This is a genomic window from Microcystis sp. LSC13-02 (assembly GCA_002282935.1).
Classification (GTDB): domain Bacteria; phylum Cyanobacteriota; class Cyanobacteriia; order Cyanobacteriales; family Microcystaceae; genus Microcystis.
Window position 1 is genome coordinate 1 of the sequence record MTBT01000036.1, and the last position, 24,876, is coordinate 24,876.

The following is a 24,876-nucleotide window of genomic DNA, read 5'->3' on the forward strand; positions in this document are numbered from 1 at the left end:
CAAGGGCAACAAAGCCTGAAACTCCTGACTCCTGACTCCTGACTCCTGACTCCTACCCCCACCGAAAAACTTTTTCAGCAGACCCTATTTAAGATGTCAGTAAAACGCAGATATCTAATCAAATATTTTGAAGAAAATGGTTTTTATCTTCTCAGGGAAGGCGGGAATCACTCTATCTATACCAATGGAGAAAAAACTATTCCCATTAAAAGACACCGTACTATTGATAAAGTAACAGCCAATGTCATTTGCAAACAAGCTGGACTAGAAGCAAAGTTTTAAATCACCTCGATTAAAGCTTGTAATAAATATTTATTTTAGGTGCATTCCAATCATTTTCAAGGTGTTGGAGGTGATAATAAGATTCTTTGACCTCGGTTTCTGACCATTCCAATTCTTCAACTAGAAGTGGCTGTTCAGGGTTTTGAGGAAAATCAACAGATTGCTTCCTAGCATTCAGAGAAATAGATGCTGGTTTAGTTTCTTGATTTGACATATCAGAAATTATACTAAATCTGGTTATCAAAAACTGATTATTTATTCTCCCCTTTGCCTCTTGCATGAGTGCCTCTCTTGATATGTAGCCTATACTCAAGGGATTTAGTATAATTGACCGCCTAAAAATCGAAAATTTCGCTCATTATATCATAAAAATCACAAAAAATACTTAATTTAATAAGACAACTAAATAATTGTTTAATCGGTAATTCTTGAGGAAATATAAAATCAGAACCCAACTGGTAAAAAGAGTGAGAGAATAAAAACATAGTTCAGAGAGGAGAGGCTGTCAAGACAAGCTTTCCAGTCGTAAAATCCATAATTCTTGCCGGGTGAAGGCTAATAAATAACTTTCAAAAAAGCGGGATTGAACTTAGTAGAACAAATCGCAACAATCTGTCAATCTACTGAAAAAAAGAGAGAAAACTTATGTTTTGTGAACAATGCGAACAAACCGCTAGTGGTAATGGTTGCCATCAGTGGGGAGCCTGTGGAAAAAGTCCCGAAGTCAACGCTGTTCAAGACTTATTAGTTTATTGTCTGCGTGGATTAGCATCGGTAGTTTTAAAAGCCAAAGAAGCGGCGATATCTACTCGCGAAGCCGATATTTTTACCTGTGAGTCGCTTTTCGCCACCATGACCAATGTGAACTTCGATCAACGACGTTTTACCGATTATATTCAGCGTTGTTTAGAGATTCGGGAAAATTTAAAAGCACAATTGGGATCGCTGGACTGGTCTGCACTTGCCAACTATCAGCCTAATTTTAATGAGAGCCTAGTTAGCCAAGGTCAAGAAGTATCCTTAGAACTAATTGAAAAAGTGCAGGACATCGATATTTTTTCCCTAAAGTTAACCGCTATCTACGGAGTTAAAGGTCTTGCTTCCTATACTTTCCACGCTCAGGAATTAGGTCAAGAGGATGACTCAGTTTATCAGGTTATCCAAGAGACTTTAGCGGCAATTGATCGGGGGGATTTAAACCTGAATGATTGGGTGGCAATCTGTCTAAAAGTCGGGGCAGCAAACCTGCGGGCCATGGAATTATTAGATCAAGGTCATACCGAAACCTACGGTCATCCCATACCGACAAATGTTCCCTTAAATCCGCGTTTAGGTAAAGCCATTTTAGTCTCCGGCCATGATATTAAACAATTGGCAGCTTTACTGGCACAAACTGCCAATACTGGCATAACAGTCTATACCCACGGAGAATTATTACCCGCTCACGGTTATCCAAAACTAAAAGAAAAATATCCCCATCTCTACGGTCATTATGGAACCGCTTGGCAAAATCAAACTAAAGAATTTGCTAAGTTTCCGGGGGCAATAGTTTTAACTACTAATTGTCTCATGCCCCCCCACGAAAACTATGAAAGTAAACTCTTTACCCTCGGACCTGTGGGTTATGCCCATATTAACCGCTTAGAAACAGTTGACAGTGCGATCGATTTTAGTCCCGTGATTGCTAAAGCACTGTCATTGCCCGGATTTACTGAAATAAGCGAACCTCGGCAGGTAATGGTAGGATTTGCCCACAATACCGTCCTCAGTGTCGCTGATACGGTGGTTGATGCCCTTAAACAGGGTAAAATCCGTCACTTCTTCCTAGTTGGTGGCTGCGATGGGGCAAAACCCGATCGCAATTACTACACCGAATTTGTGGAACAAGTTCCCGAAGATTGTATCGTTTTAACCCTTGCCTGCGGAAAATTCCGCTTTTTCGACAAACAATTAGGTAGCATCGAAGGATTACCACGGCTAATGGATTTGGGACAATGTAACGATGCCTATAGTGCCATCAAAATCGCCCTAGGATTAGCCAACGCTTTTAACGTTAGCGTCAACGAGATACCCCTATCCCTAATTATCTCTTGGTACGAACAAAAAGCGATCGCTGTACTGCTCACCCTGCTGCATCTAGGTATGCAAAATATCCGTCTGGGACCAACTTTACCGGCATTTATCTCCCCTAACGTCCTGAAATTCCTCGCCGATACCTATCACCTGCAGCCGATTACCACCCCCGCAAAAGACTTAGCCGATTGTCTAGGTTAAAACTTTCTGTAAAAATCCCACCTTTGGTGGCAAACCGTGGCCTATGGAAGGAGAGGGATATTATCCTCAAGGAGAATAATTTTTATGTCCGTAATCACTTTAAGCATTGATGGTAAAGATGTAGCGATCGAAGCAGGTTCGCGAGTTCTGGCGGCAGCTAGTCAGGTAGGAATAAAAATTCCCGCCCTCTGTCATCTCGAGGGGGTTTCCGAAGTGGCTGCCTGTCGCTTATGTTTGGTAGAAATTGAAGGTATTAATAAATTATTACCCGCCTGTGTAACGGAAGTGGCGGAAGGAATGGTGGTTCATACCGATACCCCAAAACTCAAAGAATATCGCCGCATGACGGTGGAATTATTATTCGCTGAAGGCAATCACGTTTGTGCAGTTTGTGTGGCTAATGGTAACTGTGAATTACAAGATTTAGCCATCGAAGTGGGTATGGATCATAGTCGTTTTCCCTACCGTTTTCCCAAGCGAGAAGTGGATATTTCCCATCCTCTTTTCGGTATCGATCATAATCGTTGTGTTCTCTGTACCCGTTGTGTGCGAGTCTGCGATGAAATTGAAGGGGCGCACGTTTGGGATCTGGCTTATCGCGGCGAAAAAGATAAAATTATTGCGGGAATGGATCAGCCTTGGGGCAGTGTTTCTGCCTGTACTTCCTGCGGCAAATGTGTTGCCGCTTGTCCAACCGGGGCAATATTCCGTAAGGGTTCCGCCGTTTCTGAAAAAGAGGAAGATCGCTCGAAGTTGGAATTTTTAGTTAACGCTAGGACTCAACACCAATGGACGCGTTAGCGAAAAATGGTAGATTCTCAAAACGCTCGTTGGGGACATCTAGGTATTTATGCCAAGTATCTGCGGGCGGAAATGGCTCTGTATGACGAGATTATGGGGATGAATGAAGATATTCGCTTGATTTCCGATTACTGCGGTATTTCTGCTCGGGAAACTCAACGAGCAAAGGACTACGCTTTCGGTGGCGGTGTCAGTCAGTATGAATTTTGGCCTAGTATTGATATGGCAAAGGCATGGTTGAGGATGGCGCGAGGACAGGGAACGGAGATCGATCGTGTCTTTTTACAACACGAAATCTTAGAATCGGATTTAGTGATTAATCAGGGTATGAATCAGCCTTCTGCTCACGAAATCGCTCAAGCTCAATATGGTTGGTCAACCCTACTGCGTCAAGGGAATCAATAATGTTATGAATGATACAAATCTTGAACAGATCTTTCTCCAAGCCTTGGAGCGCTGTCTATCGCTGGTGGATTATCAATCTCAACCAACCAATTTAGCTTGGTCCGCGATCGAACTTTTCGCCGAAGTTGGGCGATTTCCCCGGATGCTTCGTCAATTCTGTGATCAATACCGAGAGCGTGTGGCGGCGGCAGATCGGGCGATCGAGGATTACGCCAGTAGTGTGGATAATTGGACAGTCAAGGGGACTATTTTCGGGGCGCAGGATCAATGTAATATCTTGCATTTTTTTCTCAATGTCCACACAAAAAAATTTAAGTTTTTTAGAGGTGAAAATTGGACACCCCAGCTGATCTGTGAATTTTTGCAAGAATGGAAGGGTATCGATCTTTTTTCTTTAATTGCAGATAATCAGGAACTTGTCGAGACAGGCAAAAACCCGCCCCTCGGCAAACAGCCGCTTTTCTATTAGCTAGTAATCACTATTCCCAAAACCTAACAAACAAGGAATTAAAATTATGAGTAAAATTCGCTTCGCTACTGTCTGGTTAGCCGGTTGTTCGGGATGCCATATGTCCTTCCTCGATTTGGATGAATGGCTGTTAGAATTAGCCGAAAAAGTTGACGTGGTGTATAGTCCCGTCGGCTGCGATCTGAAAACCTATCCCGAAAATGTCGATGTCTGTTTAGTGGAAGGAGCGATCGCTAATCAGGACAATTTAGAACTAATTCATCTAGTCCGCCAAAATACCAAAACCGTCGTTTCTTTTGGTGATTGCGCCGTGACTGCTAACGTTCCCGCTATGCGGAATATGTTAGGAACTGCCGATCCCGTGCTAAAAAGAGCTTATTTAGAGTTAGGAGATAACACCCCTCAACTACCAGAAGAACCCGGTATCGTTCCCGAATTATTAGATCAAGTGCTGCCCGTCCATCAAGTCATTCCCATCGATATTTTTATGCCGGGTTGTCCCCCCGATGCGGACAGAATTCGCGAGACATTGATTCCGATTTTAAAAGGGGAATTACCCGTGATGGCAGGACGAGAAATGATTAAATTTGGTTAATTGAATCAGTTATCAGTTATCAGTTATCAGTTATCAGTTATCAGTTATCAGATTTAAGTTTTGAGTTTTGAGTTTTGAGTTTTGAGTTTTGAGTGAGCAGTATGTATTAAGTGAGCCTCATCAAATGTCAGTTTGCTGCTGTCTTTTCGCTGTTTACTGTTTACTGATTATACTAAATCCACTCAGTATAGGCTACATATCAGAAGAGGCACTCATGCAAGTGGAGTGACTCTTAAATTATTACAGATGTGTCAGCAGCCGTCTGTAAGCATCCCACCGAAAAACTAATGCGCGGGGGGTTTGGGGGCGGCGCCACGCCCCCAACGGGGGGTTTGGGGGGGTAGAACCCCCCAAAGGCTTGGATTGAGTGATAAAATCGGAAGTAATACTAAATCCGTTGAGTATGGGCTACATATCAAGAGAGGCACTCATGCAAAACGGAGAATAAATAATCAGTTTTTAATAACTGGATTTAGTATTACTGATCACTGTTTACTGATTACTGTTTACTGAACATCTCCCCTAAATCAAGTTAAAATATCCGCTCCCAACATCCGTTGATATTTAGCTTCTAAGGCTTGTTTCAAATTGGGCAAAGTGATTAAATGGGGATCATCTAACATAATTTTTTCGGCGGCATCTCTTGCCAAAACTAACACCTCTTGATCCTCGACTAAACTAGCGAGGGCAAAATCTGGTAAACCCGATTGTCGTTGTCCTAAAACTTCCCCCGGACCGCGAAATCGCATATCCATTTCCGAGATAAAAAAGCCGTCTTGGGATTGTTCCAAAACCGTTAATCTTTGACGGGAATTAGCACTATTACTGCCACTTAAAAGTAAACAGTAGGATTGATGGGAGCCTCTGCCCACGCGCCCCCGTAATTGATGCAATTGTGACAGGCCAAAACGTTCGGCATTTTCAATTAACATCACCGTGGCATTGGGAACATCAACCCCCACTTCGATAACTGTAGTTGAGACAATAATTTGCAGAATATTATCGCGAAAAGCTGTTAAGATTTCCTCTTTTTCGGCGGAACTCATGCGACCATGGAGTAACCCGATATTAAAATTAGGAAAAATCTTTTCTGATAAATTTTGATATTCTTCCACCGCAGCTCTAACATCTAATTTTTCCGATTCTTCAATCAAGGGAAAAATCACATAAGCTTGTCTGCCTTGGGCAATTTCACGGCGAATTAAATCATAGGCAGCCCTTCTTTGATTCCCATTTAAAGCGGTGGTTTGAATCGGTTGTCTGCCGGGGGGTAATTCGTCAATTTGACTCACATCCAAATCCCCATGCAGGGTTAAAGCTAAAGTACGGGGAATCGGTGTTGCTGTCATGGTTAAAACGTGGGCAGACTCTCCTTTGCTTAATAATCTTGCCCTTTGTTGTACCCCAAAGCGATGCTGTTCATCAATAACAACTAACCCCAACTTGCGGAAATTAACTGCATCTTGAATTAGGGCATGAGTTCCCACTAAAAGTGGTAATTCTCCTGTCTCTAATTGGGCGTGAATTTCTCGCCGTTTAGCGGTTTTTGTGGAACCAGTTAATAATTCTATGGGTAAATGTAAGAGATTAAACCAGCTAACTAACTTACGATAATGTTGTTCTGCTAAAACTTCCGTGGGAGCCATTAATGCCGCTTGATAACCGGATTGTAGGGCTGCTAAAATAGCATAAACTCCGACAATTGTTTTGCCAGAACCCACATCCCCCTGCACGAGACGATTCATCGGGGTGCTAGAATCTAAATCCTCTAAAATTTCCTCAATAACTCGTTTTTGAGCATTAGTCAATTGAAAGGGAATTATCTGATTAAATCGATCAATTAGTTGACCCTTAGCACTAAAAACAGCACTTTTCTGTGTCTGACGATACTGTTGCCGCCGCCGCAGAAAACCCAATTGTAAAAAGAAGAATTCATCAAAGACTAATCGCCGTCGCGCTTGACTGAGAATCTCGGCATTATTGGGGAAATGAATGTTAGTAATTGCTGTTTTTAAATCGATTAATCCGTATTGTTTTCTTAGACCGAAAGGCAAGGGATCTTTTATCGCCTCTACTGCCCCAAAAGCGGCGACTACAGCCTTTCTAACTAGGTCGGCGGGTACTCCATCGGTGAGGGGATAAACCGGCAGAATACGCCCGATTTTTAAGGACTCAATACTTGCCCCAGAACTGTCTAATAATTCAAATTCAGGATTTTCTAAAGTTAACCCATATTTTCCCGCTTTGACTAAACCACTAACCGCCACCACCGAACCCACCAGATAGAGTTTTTTTTGTCCTTCTTGCCAAGCACGATTAGTATAGCGAGTTCCCGCATAAAAACGGTTTAATTTTATCTGTCCAGTACGATCCTGTAAGAGCAATTCAAAGATAGCTAACTTGGTATTTTTGGGGCTAGTAAAACAATTACAGCGCTTGACATTCCCCACTAAAGTTACCGTTTCCCCCTCGGTTAAATTAGCGATATTGACTTGACGACTGTAATCAATATGATCCCGGGGATAATAATATAATAAATCTTCAACTTTGTGGAGGTTTAATTTTTCTAAAAGACCAGCTTTTCTCTCTCCCACTTCCGCTAGATATTTCAAGGGTTGTTCGAGGGTAACTTGCCGTGGAGAAATCGCCTTTGCCGTGATGGGAGTGGTATTAATAATTTTCGCCGCAGCTGGTTCTTTTGGGGTGGGGGTTGCTTCTAAAGTTTGCCGTAATTGTTGCAAAAAATTGCGAGTTTCGGTGACTAATTGTTGTCTTTGTCTGGGATTAAACTGGGAATATTGGGCAAATTTTTGGGCTAATTCTCGCCAGCGATTTCTCTCACTGGTGGAAATTCCCACGGGAGGATTATCCCCGAAACTAAGACACAAAAACTCGCTAAAACGGTACTGATTTCCCTGAAGATCGGGATAACCTTTTTCCGCTTCTACAGATAAGGCTTTTTGTAATCTCACCCAGTCGGGTATTTCCCCTTTCATAATTGCCTCTTGACTCCAAATTTCCCGGTATTATGTTTCCCTAATACCTCTGTTTGATCATAACTGATTAATCATACCAACTACTGCGCCACGCCGCTTCCGCTTGAGCGATAGTATATTCTTTGCGAATACGATGATATTGTTCCCCTAGACGATTTAATTGTTCCCAAAGGGAGCGAATTTGATTTCTTTCGACACTTAAGCGCGTATCAGCAAATTCAAGTTCAGCCATTCGTAGATGAATCGCCGTTACTTTAGTGACTTTGCTACTTGAAAAATCATGATCATCCCCATCATCTTCATCTTCATCTTTTTCTTCCTCTGGTTCAGGGTTTTTAGCTTCCACTAGAATGTTTAACATATTATTTCCTCCACCTAGGGATTGTCCTTCTTCTCCCGCTTGAATTGCCATATCGATAATTTGACTGGGTAGATAAGGGGGAAGAATATAAGCTTTTTGTAGTTGCTGATTAATTTGTTTAGAGAGATGATTGAGAATCTCGATACAGTTTTTTTCCAGCACTCGACAACAATAAAGTAAAGTATCGGGGTTATTAATCTCTCCAGTTGCGGCTAGATTTTCCCGTTTGTCTAGAAAAAGTTTCAAGAAATCTGGGGTGTTAACTGTCTCTGCTGGACTTTTAGAGAATCCTACCCCTGAAAATGCCCCTCGCTCGAAGCTCTGCTCGCCCAATTGCTGTAAACTGGCTTTAGCCTCTTGTCCTAGAGCTTTGATCTCCTCTTGTAGTTTCTGACGATTGCTGTGGGAGAGGGCCAGAAATTCCCCCCCATAGTAACGGGTACATATATAATACACTGCCCCGATCGCCTGTTTATAGAGAGATTCACCGAGTAAATCAAGATAAATTCGGTATTTTTCTCGCATTCTTTCGGCTAAATTTGCCACTTCCGTTTCTATGTTCTTTAAATCTTGTTGTAGCTTGTTCAGTCTTCCAGTCATAGAAATTTTACCGAGGGAGAAGTTAGCGATCGGCGAATTCTATTATAGCGACTCATTGTCAGCTATAGCGCCCTGACCAGGGGGAGATGTTCAGACTCGATCATTTATCGGTTATTTTAGGTATTAGCTTTTAGCATTGGTTTGGCAAAGATAACTGCTATAATGAAAATGATTAGCAGGAAAACTCTCTATCTACATGGTAAGATAAAGTTAGTGGAATTGGGATAAAACAGCGAAAATTTTTTGCAGAGCTTACCACCACAAGTTCCCCATGAAAACCGACAGTATTTTTTATGATCTTTTTCAATCTTATCCGTCAATTTTCTTTGAATTAATCAACCTTGCCCCCAGAGAAGCAGAGAATTACCGCTTTGATTCCGTCGAAATTAAGCAACTAGCTTTTCGTATTGATGGCGTATTTTTGCCCAATATTACCGATCCTAGCATTCCTATTTATTTCTGCGAGGTGCAATTTCAAGATGATCAGAATTTTTATGGCCGTTTCTTTGCTGAAATCTTCTTATATCTCAGTAAAACTGCTTTTAACAATGATTGGCACGGGGTGGTCATTTATCCCCATCGTCGGGTAGAATCAGATCAGGTTGTACGTTACCAAGACTTATTGACATCTGGGAGAGTGACGCGAATATATTTAGATGAACTAGATGATATTAATCAAGATTCCCTCGGTATTGCCACTATAAAATTAATTATTGCTAAAGAAAATCAAGCAGTGGCAACAGCCAAACAACTTATTGAACGAGTGCGAACTGAATTTACCCAACCGCAAAACCTCCTACAATTAATAGAAACGATCCTTATCTATAAATTACCACGTCTAAGTCGCCGGGAGATAGAAGCCATGTTTAGTTTAGATGAACTGAAACAAACCCGTTATTTTCAAGACGTTCGAGAAGAAGGTAAACTGGAAGGTAAACTGGAAGGTAAACTGGAAGGTAAACTGGAAGGTAAACTGGAAGGTAAACTGGAAGGTAAACTGGAAGGTAAACTGGAATCTGTGCCGCGTTTATTGGCTTTAGGTTTAACTGTAGAACAAATTGCTCAAGCTTTGGACTTAACTATAGAAAAAGTGCGAGAAATACCAGAAACCCATTAAGATAATCTAGCAGTAGGCTATGACAGCATTTCTCCTCAGGATAAAGTGTAACCTAATTTGGTATCGACCACCGACTACCCAAAACGAAAACTTCCTACCTCACCTATGACTAGCACTCCTTCAGCTTCTTTAAAATTAAAAAAAAACAAAATTACCGACACAAATATCACTCTCTCCCATGGCAGTGGTGGCAAAGCAATGCGGGATTTAATTAATGAGATATTCGTTAATAACTTTGATAATAACTTACTGGCAACCCTTGAAGATCAAGCCCGATTTGAGATTAAAGATTTGGCTAAAATAGGCGATCGCTTGGCATTTACCACCGATTCCTATGTGGTTTCTCCCCTATTCTTTCCGGGGGGTGATATTGGCAGTTTAGCAGTCAATGGAACCGTTAATGATTTGGCTGTCGGTGGGGCAATTCCTCTCTATCTCAGTTGTAGTTTTATCCTCGAAGAAGGTTTATCTATCGACACCCTAAAAACCATCGTTACCAGCATGAAAATAGCCGCCGACAAAGCAGCGGTAAAAATCGTCACCGGGGATACAAAAGTCGTTCCCAGGGGACAAGGGGATCAAATATTTATTAATACCTCTGGAGTCGGAGTAATTCCGGCCCGAATCAATTCCAGTGCCAATAATTTACAAGTTGGCGATCGCATTTTGATTAACGGTTTTCTGGGGGATCACGGCACCGCCATTCTGATGGCCAGGGGCGAATTAGACCTGCAATGCACAATCGAAAGCGATTGTCAAGCTCTGAATTCTTTAATTTCTGCAATTCTGGCAGTTTGCCCGGAAGTTAAAGCGATGCGGGATGCCACTAGAGGCGGATTAGCCACAGTTTTAAACGAATTCGCCCAAAGTTCAGGGGTGGGAATACAGGTACAGGAAACGGCGATCCCCATCCGGGAAGAAGTGCGAGGAATGTGCGAATTATTGGGCTTAGAACCGCTTTATCTGGCAAATGAGGGCAAATTAGTCCTTGTCGTGCCTCCGGAGGCGGAAAATCGCGTTTTAGCAGTGATGCGTTCCCATCCTGACGGTAAAAATGCCGCTTGTATCGGGGAAGTCGTCGCTTCTCCCCCCAATTTAGTTTACTTAAAAACCGCTTTCGGCACTAAAAGGATTCTCGATATGTTAGTCGGTGAACAATTACCGAGAATATGTTAATTAGACAGGAGACAGTTTTAAAGGAAAAAGTGAAAACTAAAAAAACAGATAGTTGGGTTTTTGGGGTTTTGGGGTTTTAGTTGAAATTTCCCTGCTCCCTTCTCCCTGTTTCCTGTTCCCTGATAACTGATAACTGAAAATGCACGAACTAGGAATTACCCAAAATATTATTGAACTTGCTTTAGAACACTCGCGAGGAATGAAAGTTAAGCGCGTGGTGTTAGAGATTGGTAAACTAACGGCAATTATGCCAGAATCGATCGCTTTTTGTTTTGATACCTGTTGTCAAGGTACTAATATAGAGGGGGCAATGTTAGAGATTCTAGAAATTTCTGGTTTAGGACAGTGCCAAGATTGCGGAAATGAGCTAGAACTAGAATATCCCTACGGAATCTGCGATCGATGTAGTAGTCGCAATATAGTCATTTTACAGGGTCAAGAATTAAATCTCAAATCGTTGGAGACAGAATCCTTATGTGTGTAACCTGTGGTTGTTCTGATAACTCGGAAGTGATGGTAACTAATCCGCAAACGGGAACCCATGAACATATTTTAGCCGATGGTACTGTTATTAGTCATAGCCATCACGATCACGAGCATGAGCATCCCCATCATCCTGCGGAAATTCACGCTCAAATTCATGGTAGCATTCTCCAAGTTGAGCAAAATCTGCTGGCAAAAAATAATCTGTTAGCGGCACAAAATCGCGGTTGGTTGAAGGGGAGAAAAACTGTTGCCCTTAATCTAGTTTCTTCCCCCGGTTCGGGAAAAACTACCCTTTTAACTCGCACAATTGCCGATTTAAAAACCGCTATTCCTATCAGTGTCATTGAGGGAGATCAAGCAACAGCTAATGATGCCCAAAAAATTAGTGAAACCGGTTGTCAGGTTATCCAAATTAATACCGGAACAGGTTGTCATTTAGAAGCATCAATGGTAGAGAGAGGATTAATCGAACTCGATCCACCGATGAATTCTTTAGTCATGATCGAAAATGTCGGTAATCTAGTTTGTCCTGCTTTATTTGATTTGGGAGAAAATGCCAAAGTCGTCATTCTTTCCGTCACCGAAGGAGAAGATAAACCGATTAAATATCCCTATATGTTCCACGCTTCTCAAGTCATGATCTTGACAAAAATAGACCTACTGCCCTACGTTAATTTTAACCTCGATCGCTGTTTAGATTACGCCTATCAAGTTAATCCCAATCTGAAAGTTTTTCAAGTTTCCGCTACCACTGGAGAAGGTTTAGATGCTTGGTACGGTTGGTTAAAATCGCTGGTTTAAGTTAGCTTAACAAAATTAGAGATTCGTTCAAAATCTATCCTACAGAATCAATAAAGTGAAATACTTCTACTCACTTGTCTACAGGCGATTTTGTCAAAAAAAGTAAAGAAATGTGTGCATGACTCCTTATGGATCGGCACTAGATACTTGCTAAAGTTTCAATCCCGATAATTCAAGTAATACTATAATCATATTCTTTTGCCGCTTGTACTAAGGATAAAAGTTGTCCGGTTTGATCGCTTCCCGATACTCCTAAATCACTGTGACAGAGGATAACTTTTTCGCTTACCCTTGCCAATAAATCCCTTAAAACTCTCTGTAAACGGGCCTGATTTTCCTCTAATTCTGCTTCTGTTGTCCAGCGTTGATATGGACTTTCTCGCCAAAAAATCGGCGCAGCAAAAAGAGTAGCAGCACCTCCTTGTTCCCAGAGTGGAGAGGAACAATCTAGCCAAAAATGCCAACGATGACTAGAACGAAAAGAACGATATTGAAAGATATTGCCTAGGGTGACTGCTGAGGAAGATTTAATAAATTGTCGCACGGGATAGGGATTAGCAGTAATTGTGCCACGGCGCAAAAGTTGGATAAACTGACTAATAGTTTCGCTGGAACTTTGAAAACAGGGTTCACTCTCACGCAAACGGCGATCGATCTCCCAAAAATGTTGGGCAGTTTCCATTAATTCTCGTAAAGCTGCCAAGTGATCGAAGGGCAAATTTTCCCCATCGTTTAATAATTGTTCGATCGCTTGATTTAAGACAAAAATCGGGAAAAGTTTCGCTTCCTGCTGCCGTTTTTTCATCCCTTCGATCCAGTGACAAATTCTTTCGTAGGCAGTACAAGCTTTTTGTCCTAAGCGATCCCAACGGGGAAAAGTTTCGATCGCTAATAAACGAGGATTTTCCGGATGCACTTGATAACAATGATCGGCAATTAATCCGGCGCGGATTGGATCGATATCGGGAATTAAATTCTCTTCTTCATCCCAGCAATAACGGCTAAAAATCACCAGCATTTCCGCTATGGCCTCTTGGGGGGCTAAACGCCCCAAATTTGCGTAAACAAGGGCGAGAAGGGTCAATAAGGCCCGAATCAGAGGACAACTGATCAGGGGTCGTTGTTCGTTGAGGGGTTGAACGGGTATCCCGGCACCGGTTAAAATTTCCATCAGGCTATAACGGGCGATTTCGTCTAAACCGGGGGCAATAACGGCGATTTCTTCGGATTTTACCTCTCCTTGCTTGACTGCTTGAATAATAGCTGTGGCTGTCTTCCGTAACAATTCGGCGCGAGAGGTGGTTTGCAGGGAGATGAATTGATCGGGAAGATTGCCAAGATAGTTACCGTCGCTGATTAAGGAGAGAACCGTCTCGCTAAACTGAGCAGCTAACCCGTCGGTGGTAGATAATGGCATAATTTGACAGCGTGCCGCTAATTTTTGTAGATAATCGGGATCGGCAGTTAATCCTAAGCGAATTTTTCCCTGGGGATTGTAGGTAAAAACGCTAAAACAATCATGATCGAGGAAAAAACTGAGTAAATCCTTGGCAATAGCCGGATAATCGTCCACATCGTCCGCAAAAACTCCCCGGAAGCGTTTTAATAGTTGCTGTTGATAACGACTATCAGGAAATAAATAGCGCCAATAGAGTTCGTAGATGATACCATAACTTAATAAACCACGTTCTAGAGACCAATCACGCCATTGAATGATTAATTCTCCCACTTTTTCTGGTGTTTCCTGCTCATTAATCGCTAAAACTCGTTTTAAATCTGTTTCTGATAATCCGTCGGCTAATCTTTCGGGTATCTTTTCTGCGGGAACACCACTAGCGCCGGCTAATTGTAACAAATCGAGAACTTGACGGACAAAACGATATTCATTTATGCTAGTAAGCTGGAAGAATTCAGCGATCGCTGGTTGCCAGAGACGGGTGGCGAGTTCCTGTTCCGTTTCTGGGCGTAATCGGCGGGGAAATTGCGCTTTTAGCCCTAAAGACTCGAAAATTAACGGCCAAAACAGGATGACTTCATCGGTGAGAAAACCTAAAGGGGTTTTGCAGAGAATCGGATAGCTACCCCTAACAGCAAGGGCTAATTGATCGGCTAATTCCCGTTTGTTATCATCGTTGGCAGCGAAAACTAAGACCGTTTGGGAAAGGGGCGATGATTTCGATCGATCGAGATACAATGAATCCTGGGATTGACGTTGAGAAACAACCCAGCGCCGAAATTCCCCGACTAAAGCGGTGGTTTTTCCCGATCGAGTCCCACCTTCGATCCAAATTGGTATGATTGACATCGTTTTTTCTCGATTGTATTTGTTAAGATGACTGATTGGTACTCTAGCTTTTTTCCTTGTGGAAGTAATTGTTTCCTATGAATCTTAATCGGATTTTGCAAGGTGTTAATCAATGGTTATTACAAACTCCTGAACGTTCTTTAGATGAGGCTTATCATGCAGCTTTGAAGATTAAGGAGATAGAAGACAAGCATTTTCAAGGGCGAAAAGTGGCAGCGGAGTTCTCGAATTATGGCAGTACCACTAATTCCTATTTTATCGCAGAAGTTAAAGGTTATCTGCAAAAAATTAAAGTCAGATTGACGGAGTTTAAAGCCAGTCGCTCGATCGTTAATACCTTCGGACCAAATCAACCGACAATTAATAATGGGGTGATTACTGTCACCACAGATGTTTGTCTGAAAAAACTTCAGTTTATCGATAGTGTTATCGGAAAATATCAAGGTAATTATTGGCAAGAATATCTTGAAGATGGTTCCAAAAGTCTCCAGAACAGAAATTTTGAGCAGGAAACAGCCAAAAATAAGACTTCCAGAAATCGCTCTTTTTTAGCGGCGGGTAGTATTGAAGATGAGGAAATGATCAAAAGCAATAAATCCCAAAAAGCTACGGAAAAACCGGGAGTTTTACCCCGTTCTTTTGTCAATACTTTTAATCGCATTAAGCAGGAAATCGATCCCCAAGCGGAGGAATCGGAGGAGGCAGTTTTAAAAAGATTTCGCAATTCTCGTTATAAAACAGCCATTTCTCTCAAGTTTATTTTACTGTTAATTATTGTTCCTTTATTAACCCAGCAATTAACCAAAACTTTCCTGATCACCCCCTTGGTTAATAAATATTTCCAACAACAGGAACAGTTTATTTTTATCAATCAGGATTTAGAAGAAGAAGCTTTTTCGGAATTGAGAAGATTTGAGGAAGCTTTACATTTTCGAGGTATGATTGGTTTAGCACCCAAATTATCTAACGAAGAAATCGAGGGAGAAATTACTAAAAAAGCAGCGGTACTAAGTGAAGAATTTCGCCAACGAGGTTTAAACGCAATCGCTAACATTTTCGCCGATATTTGTTCCCTGATTGCCTTTGGTTTTGTTATCGCTTTTAGTCGTCGGGAAATCGAGATTGTCAAGTCTTTTCTTGATGGCATTCTCTATAATCTTAGCGATTCAGCTAAAGCTTTTTTAATTATTCTCTTTACCGATATATTTGTCGGTTTCCACTCTCCCCACGGTTGGGAAGTCATCCTAGAAGGGTTAAGTCGTCATTTCGGTTTACCGGAAAATCGCGAGTTTAATTTTCTCTTTATCGCCACTTTTCCCGTTATCTTGGATACAGTCTTAAAATATTGGATTTTCCGTTATCTCAATCGCATTTCTCCCTCGGCAGTGGCTACCTATCGTAATATGAATGAATAGGGTAAAATCAGGGAGAAACTTGATAATTTACCCTGCTAATTTGGGGGGGATAATTTGGCCGCTGTCTCTTGTACTTTGGTAAGTTCTAACTGCAAAGCAGTGGCAATCTGTTCTATACTTAAACCTAAAGCTAGTAAACTGGCGATCGCTTCAGTTTTAGCTTCTTCACGACCTTCTTCTTTAGCTTCTTGATAAAGTCGAGTTTGTCTGAGATCATCTAATCCGAACATAGCTTCTAACTCCGAGCGACTAAGATTAGTAAATTTATAGGCCAGGGTTCTTTCAATTAATTCTACAACTTTTTGCTGGAAAACTAGATCATCAATTTCAGCGATCGCTTTTTCTAAAAGTGGTTTTCCTCGTTGCTGTGCTAATTGGGGTGTAGCGACAATTAACTGAATAATTCCTAAACCCAGAGACGGAGCCAGATTATCGATTAATTCATCTAAATAAATACGTCTGATCTGTCCCGTTATCTCAAATCCCCGCAGTTGATAGGGAAAGTTATTATGGCTCTTCGGTTTGTCTTATGCAATGGACGGGGTTATAAGGAATGAAACCCTTATAGAGACAGACATTACCGCAATTTTTGTCAATTGTTTTGCCCCCCTATTGAACCATACCAAGTCCCGAAGAGCCGTTATTATCCAGATCCCTGGAGGCAAATAAAGCTACAGCTATCCAATCCTGAACGGGTTTATACTGATTGAGATAGATGACAATTTCTGTTAAAAATCGCCAATAAAAATCACTTTTATCCTGAAATTGCACTTCAACAAAGTAAATAATTAGTTCCGGTGCTGCTGTGGTTGGTAAAAAAATACCGTCAAAACGACGCGCTAATTCTTTGATTTCTCGCGAGGAAAATTGATAATTTTCAGCTTTCTGGGTTGATTCTCCCAGTAATTCAAAAATTAACCCCGGAAAAGTTTGCAAGAGTTGATAAAAAATTGTATCGGTCTTCACAAGCTTGAAAAAATCTAGATGTTTACTAACAATTACTTACAAATCATCCAACAATAGCGTGACTAACACCTTATCGACACGATTACCGTCCATATCCACCACTTCCAAGCGCAACCTTTGCCATTCAAAATGAGCGGCAGCCCCCGGAATCCTACCAAGATAGGTAATAATAAAACCCCCTAAAGTGTGATAATTGCCCTGTTTTTCCCCCGGTAATTCACTGATTTCAAATAATTCTTTAAAATCTTCGATCGCCACTGTACCATCGATCAACCAAGAACCATCTTCCCGCTGCACGATCTGAGCATCTTCAATATTATCTAATTGGGGTAAATCGCCGACAATTGCCTCTAAAATATCCTTGCGCGTCACCAATCCTTGAATCACCCCGTACTCATCCACTACCAAGGCAATATGATGACCACTTTGCTGCACCAATTCTAACACCTTTAAACCCCTAGTGCTTTCCGGCACAAAAAGCGGCTGTTGTAAATCCTTCGTCAGGTCGAAACTTTCACCGGTTAAACAATCTGCCAATAAGTCTGTGACTTCGATTACCCCCAAAACCTCATCTAAACTGCCCTGACACACAGGAAAACGGTTATGATTGCTCTCAATTAGCTTCTGGCGGTTAATTTCGGCACTATCTTCCAAATCTAGCCAAATAATATCTGGGCGCGTGGTCATAATCTGACTTACTCGGCGATCGCCCAATCCTAACACCCTTTCCACCATATCCTGTTCTGCTTCCTCAAAGGTTCCCGCTTCGGTTCCCTGTTTAAGCATAATTTTCAATTCTTCTTCCGTAATTGGGGAATCATTATTATTAGCGCTAATCCCCAACAAACTGAGAATCAGATTAGTCGATTGACTCAAAAGATGGACAACGGGCGAAACAATTTTCGATAGCTTATCGAGAGGATCTGCCACGAGGATAGCGATTTTTTCGGGATTACTTAAACCTAACCGTTTCGGCACTAATTCCCCCACCACTAGGGATAGATAGGTAATAATTAACACCACTAATCCTAATCCCAAAGCTTGACTGTAGGGGGCTAAAACGGGAACTTGCGCCAATAATTGCGCCACACTGACCGATAAATTGGCTCCTCCGTAGGCCCCGGCAAAGATTCCCACTAGGGTAATGCCAATCTGCACCGTCGATAAAATTTGATTGGGATCATTGGCCAATTTTAAGGCCATCGCCGCCCTTCGATCATCTCTGGCTAATTGTTCTAAACGGACTTTGCGCGCCGAGACAATGGCAATTTCCGAGAGAGCAAAAACTCCATTGAGGAGGATGAGGAAGAAGATAACAAGAATTTCGGTAGTCGCCGAGAACATGGTTAAAAGTTACAGGTAAAAGGGAGGATAGTTGTTTGGATCATAGTGCGAGGATCGGTTAAGTTCAGTAAAGAATCATCTTGATTTTTAACGAGTTACGAAGGCTTGTGTCTGGAGAGGGGGTACTCTCAGTATAAATGGGATAGGATAAAGTTCGCGCTCTTAGCTCAGTTAGCAGTGAACAGTCAAGAGTGACCTGTTGCCAGTAAAAAAAGTTGTCCCTGGGAGAGTGGGGACAAACTATCTCAATCTATTCGCCTGAAAAATTATGATCGCTACACCCGTATCATCGAAATCGAACGCTATCACGGAAATCCGCCCCGGACTACCGACTATTTGCGGTTGGGAACAGGAAATCGCGGCGATTGTTAATCACGATGATCCGATCTTTTTACCGACAACAAATCTCCAATTAGACAATATTCAGGCTGGTTTTGCCTGTGCCTTGCATATGCACCAACCCACCATCCCCGCGGGTGTTAACGGTGAATTAATCTGCAATCTCCAGCATATGTTCGAAAATCTTGGGGATGGTGATAACCATAATGCCAGTGTTTTTGCCTGGTGTTACAGTCGCATGGGCGATTTTGTCCCAGAATTGGTGGCGGAAGGCTGTAATCCCCGGATTATGCTCGATTATTCCGGCAATCTCCTCTGGGGTTTGGTACAGATGGGACAGCAGGATATCCTCGATAAACTCAAATTAATCACCTGTAACAGTCAATATCAACCCTATGTGGAATGGTTGGGGACGATGTGGAGTCATGCGGTGGCTCCTTCCACACCGATTCCCGATCTAAAATTGCAGATGCAAGCATGGCAAACCTATTTTGCCTCGATTTTTGGCCCAGATGCCCTGAAACGAGTCAAAGGGTTCTCTCCCCCGGAAATGCACCTTCCTAACCATCCCGATACCCTCTACGAGTATATTAAAGCCCTGAAAGAATGCGGCTATCGTTGGTTATTGGTACAGGAACACTCGGTGGAAAATCTCGACGGTTCGGGATTGAGTCAGGAACAAAAATATATTCCTAATCGCTTGCTGGCGCGCAATTCTCGGGGTGAAGTGATTGCGATTACTGCTTTGATTAAAACCCAGGGTTCCGACACCAAATTAGTCGCCCAAATGCAACCCTACCACGAGGCCAAATGCCGCAGTAAACAGCAAATCGGCGGCGTTTGGGTTCCTTCCCTAGGTTCCCAGATTGCCGACGGTGAAAATGGTGGCGTGATGATGAATGAATTTCCTCGCGATTTTCCCAATCCTTGGCGGGAAATGCAGGGGGGTTCCACTGTGGCAGGATTTAACGGCACGGAATATCTGGAGTTAATCGAGGCCGCTGGCGTTAATCCCCAAGATTATCCCCCAATTCAAGCCGTACACCAGCATAAAATCTGGCAGGGAGTTAATTCGGATGCCGCTACCCCTGAAGCAGTGGAACAGGCGATCGCTGAGTTAAAACAGTCCGACCACCGTTTTACCATGGATGGGGCATCTTGGACAAATGATCTCAGTTGGGTGCGCGGTTACGAAAATGTCCTCGAACCGATGAACCAATTAAGCGCTAAATTCCACGAGAAATATGCTCCTTTAGTACAGGCGGACCCTAGCTTCACCCGACGACCGGATTATCTGGAGGCACTGCTTTATAATTTGCTCGTGCAAACCAGTTGTTTCCGTTATTGGGGCCAGGGTACTTGGACCGATTATGCCCGCACTTTGTACGAAAGAGGCGCAGCCTTAACTCGCTAAGATAGTAAGGTATCTAGGGCGCAGATTCTGCGCCTTGATAGTACACATATATTAGTAGAAGATGTTCGCCGATGAAGTAACTTAGGCTGAAAAAGTTGACAAATATTTAGGGCTTGCTGAATAATGGTAAAACCCTTTTAAAATAAAGCTTTTGACCTGTTAAAGTCCGATGTTCATGCTGCGAAAATAGGATTGGGCTACTGACTCCTGACTCCTGACTCCTACCACCACCGAAAAACTTTTTCAGCAAACCCTAATTAAAGAAATACTCAAATCCTGATAAAAATCCTCTTGTTTTAATTCCACTTTTGATTGAGAAGCCAGTAAAAGTAAAGCCCAAAAAATCGCCACCTTTTCCTGTGTTGCCGAGTGACTAGAGGGCTTTTCTGCTTGCCATAAATCTAATAAATACTCAAACTCTATCTCCTTTTTCTCTAATTGAAAAAACTTTCTCTGCAAAAAAAAGTCCAGTTCCGCCGCCAATTCCGTCAGGTTTTCTTGGTGGGCTAATTCCGTGATAATTTGTAACGCTTCCCGTCGGGATTGGGGACGGGGTTTCGGGACAACTACAGGCAGTTTCGGTAAAGCTTCAATCTCTAGGGCAATCTGTTGTAATTGAGTGATTAACTCCTGCAAAGTTACCCGTCTTTTTCGCGGTGGTGGGGCAGCAGTACGACGGCGAATATGATTTTCTAGATAACGGGGTAAAGTTCTTAATTCCCGTTCTAACTCGCTAATTTCCTCATCAATCAGACTTTCTTCTTGCTGGTCCAAAGACAATCTTTCTAGGGTATCAGCCTTAAATAAAACTAACATGGAAGCCCATAAAAAAGCCTGTCCCGATTGGGGTAAATTAGCCTGGGCCATGGCTAAATCTAGATCATTTAATAACCCCAATTCTGCCAAAAAGCGATCGATCACATCGATAACCTGCACATCCCAGGGGTCAATCTCTCCCTGTTCCGCCATTTCTAAAAGAGAGGCGATCGCATCACTGGCCGAGGTGATAGTCATGATTGTAGAATCTTGTAGGATCTCAAAGGATAGAATTTAGCAAGCAAAACCATGGACATATCGATCGCTGACCTGCGCTTGGACTACAATCTTGAAGAATTGCTAGAGTCAGAAACATCTGCCGATCCTTTCATTGTATTTAAACAATGGCTAGAACGGGCGGTATCTTCGGGAAGATTGGAACCCAACGCGATGACTTTAGCTACTATTTCCCCGGAGGGTAAACCCCGGGCCCGCATGGTATTGTTGAAAGACTTCGATCCTCGCGGTTTTGTTCTCTTTACCAACTACCACAGCGCCAAAGGACAGGAATTAATCGCCAATCCCAATGCGGCCCTAGTGTTTTGGTGGGGAGAATTGCAACGGCAAATTAGGATTGAGGGAACTGTAGAAAAAATCAGCGAGGAGGAATCGGATAATTACTTTTTTGTCCGTCCCTGGGAATCTCGTTTAGGGGCCCGGGCCTCTAATCAAAGTGAAGTGATTTCTGGGCGGGATATCCTCGAAAAACGCCTAGCAGAACTAAAAGAAGAATATGCTGGTCGTGAAGTTCCCCGTCCTCCTCATTGGGGCGGTTTTCGCCTAATTCCTAGTTTAATCGAGTTCTGGCAAGGTCGCCCCAGTCGTCTCCACGATCGTCTCTGTTATTATCGTCAAGAAGATGGCAGCTGGCAAAGGCAACGTTTAGCTCCTTAGTTTGATCTTGACACCTTGTATTGGCAAAATAGCTCGATGCTAATTCAATTTGTCATTTTAGTCTTGAGATAATATTAGGTCGATTTCTTTTCCCAACCCGCGCTTCCCTTAGCGATCGGGTTGGGCTATTATGCCATTTGTAGAAAGGCAATCCGTCCGCCCTAAAGTTTCAGAAAAACGATAGAATTGGAAGGGTTTTTGTTTGCATCCTTCAAAAATAACTAGAGAATTAATATGGCCATCAATAAAGTTGGACTTCGGGAAACCTTAGAAGCATTGCGGGTTGAACTGAGTAAATCTATCTTAGCCGCTGAGGGTGAGCAGATTCGCTTTGAAGTGGGTGAAATTGAATTAGAGGTTCAATTTGTGGTTGAGCAGTCGAAAGAAGGCAAAGGTGGGCTGAAATTTTGGGTAGTAGAAATGGGTGGGGGTGTCATCAATAAAGATACGATAACCCATAGAATTAAAATTCCCCTTAAACCCATTTGGAAAGATGGAAAACCTGTATTGACAGGAAGCGATGATATTCCCGATTAGAATTTTATACCCCTAGGGACGCAATGCTTGCCCCCAAAGCAGTTAATTTGTAGGATGGGTTAGCGAAGCGTAACCCATCGCCATCCCAGAAGAATAGGTTACATCAATCCGATAAGTTATGGCCCAATTCCAACCCGATCGCGCTTTAGAAATTGTTGCCCCTAAGTATGGCACTGCCTATCGAATTGGGGGACGTTTATTGTTGACTTGTCGGCATCTATTTGATAATAGTAACAACTGTAAAGTACGATTTAGATCAGCATCAAACTATTCTGATAAGCAGGATATAGACGCTAAAGTAATTTGGAAAGCACCGGATAATATAGATATAGCTTTAGTTGAATTACCAGAAACTATCGAAACTCGTGATCCTGTAGATTTTGGGTTGTTACCTGATGCGAGTAGCACCCAAAAAGTTAAATTTGACTGTTTGGGCTTTCCTCTATTTTTACGGTATTCTGAAGATGATAAAAACTACGCCACAGGGTTACATATTGAGGGAACTATTAATGTGGCTAATCGTGTTCCTCATAACCGTTTGTTATTAAATATTAAAGATAGTCAAGACATACAACCCACCGATGAACAATTAGAAAGATTAGCAGAAGATCAGTCACCTTGGCAAGGAACATCGGGATCAGCAATTGTTTGTCATGGGTTAGTGATTGGGGTACAATCTAAACAGCCAATTAGAGATCGTCCGGCATCTTTAGAGGCTGAATCTTTGGCAAGGGTTTATGATAATCAAGAATGGTGTGAGATTTTAGAAAAACATGATATTGACCCTGAACCTAAACCCGTTATTTCAGTTAATCTTAACACTCGTTCCTATCGAAATCAAGCCCCTCCTAAACCCTCTTATTTTGTGGAACGTCCAGAGGTTAGTATTGATTTAAAGAAACTTTTGTTATCAGAAGAAACGGCTAAAACAGGAACCTTAGTGATTAGTGCAATTTATGGTTTAGGAGGTATTGGTAAATCGACTTTAGCGGCGGCATTGGCACAGGATCAAGCGGTTCAAGCTTATTTTCCTGATGGTATTTTCTGGGCAACTTTAGGGCAACAACCGGATATTTTATCCTTTTTGTATGGGTGGATACAAGCGTTAGGGGATTATGATTTTAAGCCCATGAGTGTTGATGCAGCATCCTTACAATTGAGGACTTTATTAGCAGATAAAAAAGCTTTATTAGTGGTAGATGACCTCTGGAATGTAGGAGATATTGAACCTTTTCAAATAGCAGGAAATAACTGTAAGTTATTAGTTACCACTAGGGAAGTTCCCGTTAAAGGAGCAACTCCTTATAATTTGGATGTGATGACGGAAACACAATCTTTAGCGTTATTAACGGGTTATTTAAGGCATGAATTAATCCAAGAAGAACGTAAACAAGCCAAAATATTAGCCAAAATTGTCGGTTATTTACCTTTAGCATTGGAGTTGACGGCAGCACAAGTTAAAGATGGGATTACTTGGGATGAGTTACTAGAAGATTTACAGGCAGAAATCGCTTATTTAGAAATATTAGATCGAGCCGATGCAGAAGATACCCCCCATGAGGAAAAGCGAAAACATTATAGTTTAATTGCCTCTTTTAATCTCAGCTTAAAACGGTTAAAATCGGCAAGATTGCGACAATTTATCTGGTTAGGGGTCTTACCAGATGATGTGACGATTACAGAAAAGATGGCGGCGACTTTATGGGATTGTCGGTTAACGGAAGCGAGGAAAACCCTCAGATATTTACGCGGTAAGGCTTTATTATTAACAGGGGTTTCCAGTGAGCAAATTACTAATTATCGGGTGCATGATTTGTTACATGATTTAGCCCGAAATCTGCTGCAAGCGTCTTCTCATCCTCAAGCAGATTATCAATTGCCGGGGTTAGGGTTATCAATAACTGAGGCACATCAACAGCTTTTAAGTCGGTATCAAAGACAGACTAAAAATGGTTTATGGCACAGTTTAGAGGATGATGGCTACATTTATAATCATTTGCTCTGGCATTTAGAAAAGGCGCAACAGATAGCCCAGATTCATCTATTACTGAGGGAAGAAACCGCAGAAGGTCATAATGGCTGGTATAGTCAGTGTGAAAAGGAAGGGAAAACTGCTGTTTTTATCAAGGATATTGCTAGGGCGTGGCAGTTGGCGGAGGAGCATTTTAGCGAGAACAAGAGTGAGTTTATGGGGTTACAGGTTCGTTATGCTTTGATTACGACTTCTCTTAATAGTTTGGCGGGCAATATTCCAGCAGAATTAATGGCTTTACTGATTCAGCATGAAATCTGGACACCAGCGCAGGGATTAGCTTATGTGAGGCAAAATCAAGATGATGAGAAGCGAGCAGAAAGATTAAAGGCAATTAGTCCCCATCTTCCCTCTACTTTATTACCCGAAGCCTTAGCTACAGCTAGAGAGATTGGGAATGAATACTACCGTGCAAGGGCATTGACAGGGTTAGCTCCCTATTTACCTGAAA

Annotated in this window: 22 protein-coding genes and 2 pseudogenes; 15 read left to right on the forward strand and 9 right to left on the reverse strand. The window is 42.2% G+C overall.

The window, feature by feature from the left end:
- Positions 1-93: 93 nt before the first annotated feature.
- Positions 94-282, forward strand: a complete 189-nt coding sequence (locus tag BGL89_RS02275; RefSeq protein ID WP_286824215.1) for a type II toxin-antitoxin system HicA family toxin — start codon at positions 94-96, stop codon at positions 280-282.
- A 10-nt stretch (positions 283-292) separates the two neighbouring features.
- On the opposite strand, the gene BGL89_RS02280 is transcribed toward BGL89_RS02275, so the two are convergent.
- On the reverse strand, positions 293-562 hold the full coding sequence (locus BGL89_RS02280; RefSeq protein ID WP_286824216.1) for a hypothetical protein: 270 nt from the start codon (positions 560-562) through the stop codon (positions 293-295).
- Positions 563-927: 365 nt separating this feature from the next.
- Here BGL89_RS02280 and hcp point away from each other — a divergent pair, with 365 nt between their 5' ends.
- The 5 genes from hcp (at position 928) to BGL89_RS02305 (ending at position 4,826) form a co-directional block, all read left to right on the forward strand.
- A complete protein-coding gene (hcp, locus tag BGL89_RS02285) occupies positions 928-2,556 on the forward strand; it encodes a hydroxylamine reductase (RefSeq protein ID WP_286824217.1) in 1,629 nt (542 codons plus the stop codon).
- Positions 2,557-2,640: 84 nt separating this feature from the next.
- Positions 2,641-3,357 carry a bidirectional hydrogenase complex protein HoxU gene (hoxU, locus tag BGL89_RS02290; RefSeq protein WP_286824218.1) on the forward strand — a complete coding sequence of 239 codons (717 nt, stop codon included), beginning with the start codon at positions 2,641-2,643 and terminating at the stop codon, positions 3,355-3,357.
- Positions 3,358-3,363: 6 nt separating this feature from the next.
- Complete coding sequence (locus tag BGL89_RS02295) at positions 3,364-3,762, forward strand: hypothetical protein (protein WP_286824219.1); 399 nt, start codon at positions 3,364-3,366, stop codon at positions 3,760-3,762.
- Between the two features lie 4 nt (positions 3,763-3,766).
- Positions 3,767-4,231, forward strand: a complete 465-nt coding sequence (locus tag BGL89_RS02300) for a hypothetical protein (protein WP_286824221.1) — start codon at positions 3,767-3,769, stop codon at positions 4,229-4,231.
- Positions 4,232-4,277: 46 nt separating this feature from the next.
- The gene (locus BGL89_RS02305; protein WP_002740992.1) at positions 4,278-4,826 is read left to right on the forward strand and encodes an NADH-quinone oxidoreductase subunit B family protein; all 549 of its coding nucleotides are present in this window, start codon (positions 4,278-4,280) and stop codon (positions 4,824-4,826) included.
- A gap of 527 nt (positions 4,827-5,353) precedes the next feature.
- Here the strand turns inward: BGL89_RS02305 and recG are convergent.
- Complete coding sequence (gene recG, locus BGL89_RS02310) at positions 5,354-7,822, reverse strand: ATP-dependent DNA helicase RecG (RefSeq protein WP_286824227.1); 2,469 nt, start codon at positions 7,820-7,822, stop codon at positions 5,354-5,356.
- 67 nt (positions 7,823-7,889) lie between these two features.
- A complete protein-coding gene (locus BGL89_RS02315; RefSeq protein WP_286824228.1) occupies positions 7,890-8,783 on the reverse strand; it encodes a hypothetical protein in 894 nt (297 codons plus the stop codon).
- A gap of 271 nt (positions 8,784-9,054) precedes the next feature.
- Here BGL89_RS02315 and BGL89_RS02320 point away from each other — a divergent pair, with 271 nt between their 5' ends.
- From BGL89_RS02320 to hypB, 4 genes are all read left to right on the forward strand, one after another.
- Positions 9,055-9,900 (forward strand): Rpn family recombination-promoting nuclease/putative transposase, encoded by an 846-nt coding sequence (locus BGL89_RS02320; RefSeq protein ID WP_286824230.1) that lies wholly within the window; start codon positions 9,055-9,057, stop codon positions 9,898-9,900.
- Between the two features lie 105 nt (positions 9,901-10,005).
- Positions 10,006-11,076, forward strand: a complete 1,071-nt coding sequence (hypE, locus tag BGL89_RS02325; RefSeq protein WP_286824231.1) for a hydrogenase expression/formation protein HypE — start codon at positions 10,006-10,008, stop codon at positions 11,074-11,076.
- 139 nt (positions 11,077-11,215) lie between these two features.
- Positions 11,216-11,560: a hydrogenase maturation nickel metallochaperone HypA/HybF gene (locus BGL89_RS02330; RefSeq protein ID WP_286824232.1), complete on the forward strand. Its 345-nt coding sequence runs from the start codon at positions 11,216-11,218 to the stop codon at positions 11,558-11,560.
- A complete protein-coding gene (hypB, locus tag BGL89_RS02335) occupies positions 11,551-12,363 on the forward strand; it encodes a hydrogenase nickel incorporation protein HypB (RefSeq protein ID WP_286824233.1) in 813 nt (270 codons plus the stop codon). Before BGL89_RS02330 ends, hypB begins: the two co-directional genes overlap by 10 nt.
- A gap of 172 nt (positions 12,364-12,535) precedes the next feature.
- Here the strand turns inward: hypB and BGL89_RS02340 are convergent, their stop codons facing one another.
- Positions 12,536-14,668 (reverse strand): PD-(D/E)XK nuclease family protein, encoded by a 2,133-nt coding sequence (locus BGL89_RS02340; protein WP_286824234.1) that lies wholly within the window; start codon positions 14,666-14,668, stop codon positions 12,536-12,538.
- A gap of 77 nt (positions 14,669-14,745) precedes the next feature.
- On the opposite strand from BGL89_RS02340, the gene BGL89_RS02345 reads away from it, so the two are divergent.
- Complete coding sequence (locus BGL89_RS02345) at positions 14,746-16,083, forward strand: proton extrusion protein PcxA (RefSeq protein ID WP_286824235.1); 1,338 nt, start codon at positions 14,746-14,748, stop codon at positions 16,081-16,083.
- 35 nt (positions 16,084-16,118) lie between these two features.
- Here BGL89_RS02345 and BGL89_RS02350 read toward each other — a convergent pair whose 3' ends face one another.
- The 4 genes and pseudogenes from BGL89_RS02350 to BGL89_RS02365 all read right to left on the reverse strand — a co-directional run bounded on the left by BGL89_RS02350 (position 16,119) and on the right by BGL89_RS02365 (position 18,393).
- Positions 16,119-16,313 (reverse strand): hypothetical protein, encoded by a 195-nt coding sequence (locus tag BGL89_RS02350; protein WP_286824236.1) that lies wholly within the window; start codon positions 16,311-16,313, stop codon positions 16,119-16,121.
- 6 nt (positions 16,314-16,319) lie between these two features.
- Positions 16,320-16,574: pseudogene (locus BGL89_RS02355) on the reverse strand (DUF2887 domain-containing protein); the annotation flags it as partial.
- A 154-nt stretch (positions 16,575-16,728) separates the two neighbouring features.
- Positions 16,729-17,049 (reverse strand): annotated as a pseudogene (locus tag BGL89_RS02360) (DUF2887 domain-containing protein); the annotation flags it as partial.
- Positions 17,050-17,085: 36 nt separating this feature from the next.
- Complete coding sequence (locus tag BGL89_RS02365; protein WP_286824237.1) at positions 17,086-18,393, reverse strand: hemolysin family protein; 1,308 nt, start codon at positions 18,391-18,393, stop codon at positions 17,086-17,088.
- A 268-nt stretch (positions 18,394-18,661) separates the two neighbouring features.
- On the opposite strand from BGL89_RS02365, the gene BGL89_RS02370 reads away from it, so the two are divergent.
- A complete protein-coding gene (locus tag BGL89_RS02370) occupies positions 18,662-20,146 on the forward strand; it encodes a polysaccharide deacetylase family protein (RefSeq protein ID WP_286824238.1) in 1,485 nt (494 codons plus the stop codon).
- Between the two features lie 243 nt (positions 20,147-20,389).
- Here the strand turns inward: BGL89_RS02370 and BGL89_RS02375 are convergent, their stop codons facing one another.
- Entirely contained in the window at positions 20,390-21,160 is a 771-nt protein-coding gene (locus BGL89_RS02375) for a segregation/condensation protein A (protein WP_286824239.1), read from the reverse strand.
- A 51-nt stretch (positions 21,161-21,211) separates the two neighbouring features.
- On the opposite strand from BGL89_RS02375, the gene pdxH reads away from it, so the two are divergent.
- The 3 genes from pdxH to BGL89_RS02390 form a co-directional block, all read left to right on the forward strand.
- Positions 21,212-21,856: a pyridoxamine 5'-phosphate oxidase gene (gene pdxH / locus BGL89_RS02380; RefSeq protein ID WP_286824240.1), complete on the forward strand. Its 645-nt coding sequence runs from the start codon at positions 21,212-21,214 to the stop codon at positions 21,854-21,856.
- A 234-nt stretch (positions 21,857-22,090) separates the two neighbouring features.
- The gene (locus BGL89_RS02385; protein ID WP_286824241.1) at positions 22,091-22,393 is read left to right on the forward strand and encodes a trypco2 family protein; all 303 of its coding nucleotides are present in this window, start codon (positions 22,091-22,093) and stop codon (positions 22,391-22,393) included.
- Positions 22,394-22,511: 118 nt separating this feature from the next.
- On the forward strand, positions 22,512-24,876 hold a 2,365-nt coding region (locus BGL89_RS02390), incomplete at its 3' end, for an NB-ARC domain-containing protein (RefSeq protein WP_286824242.1).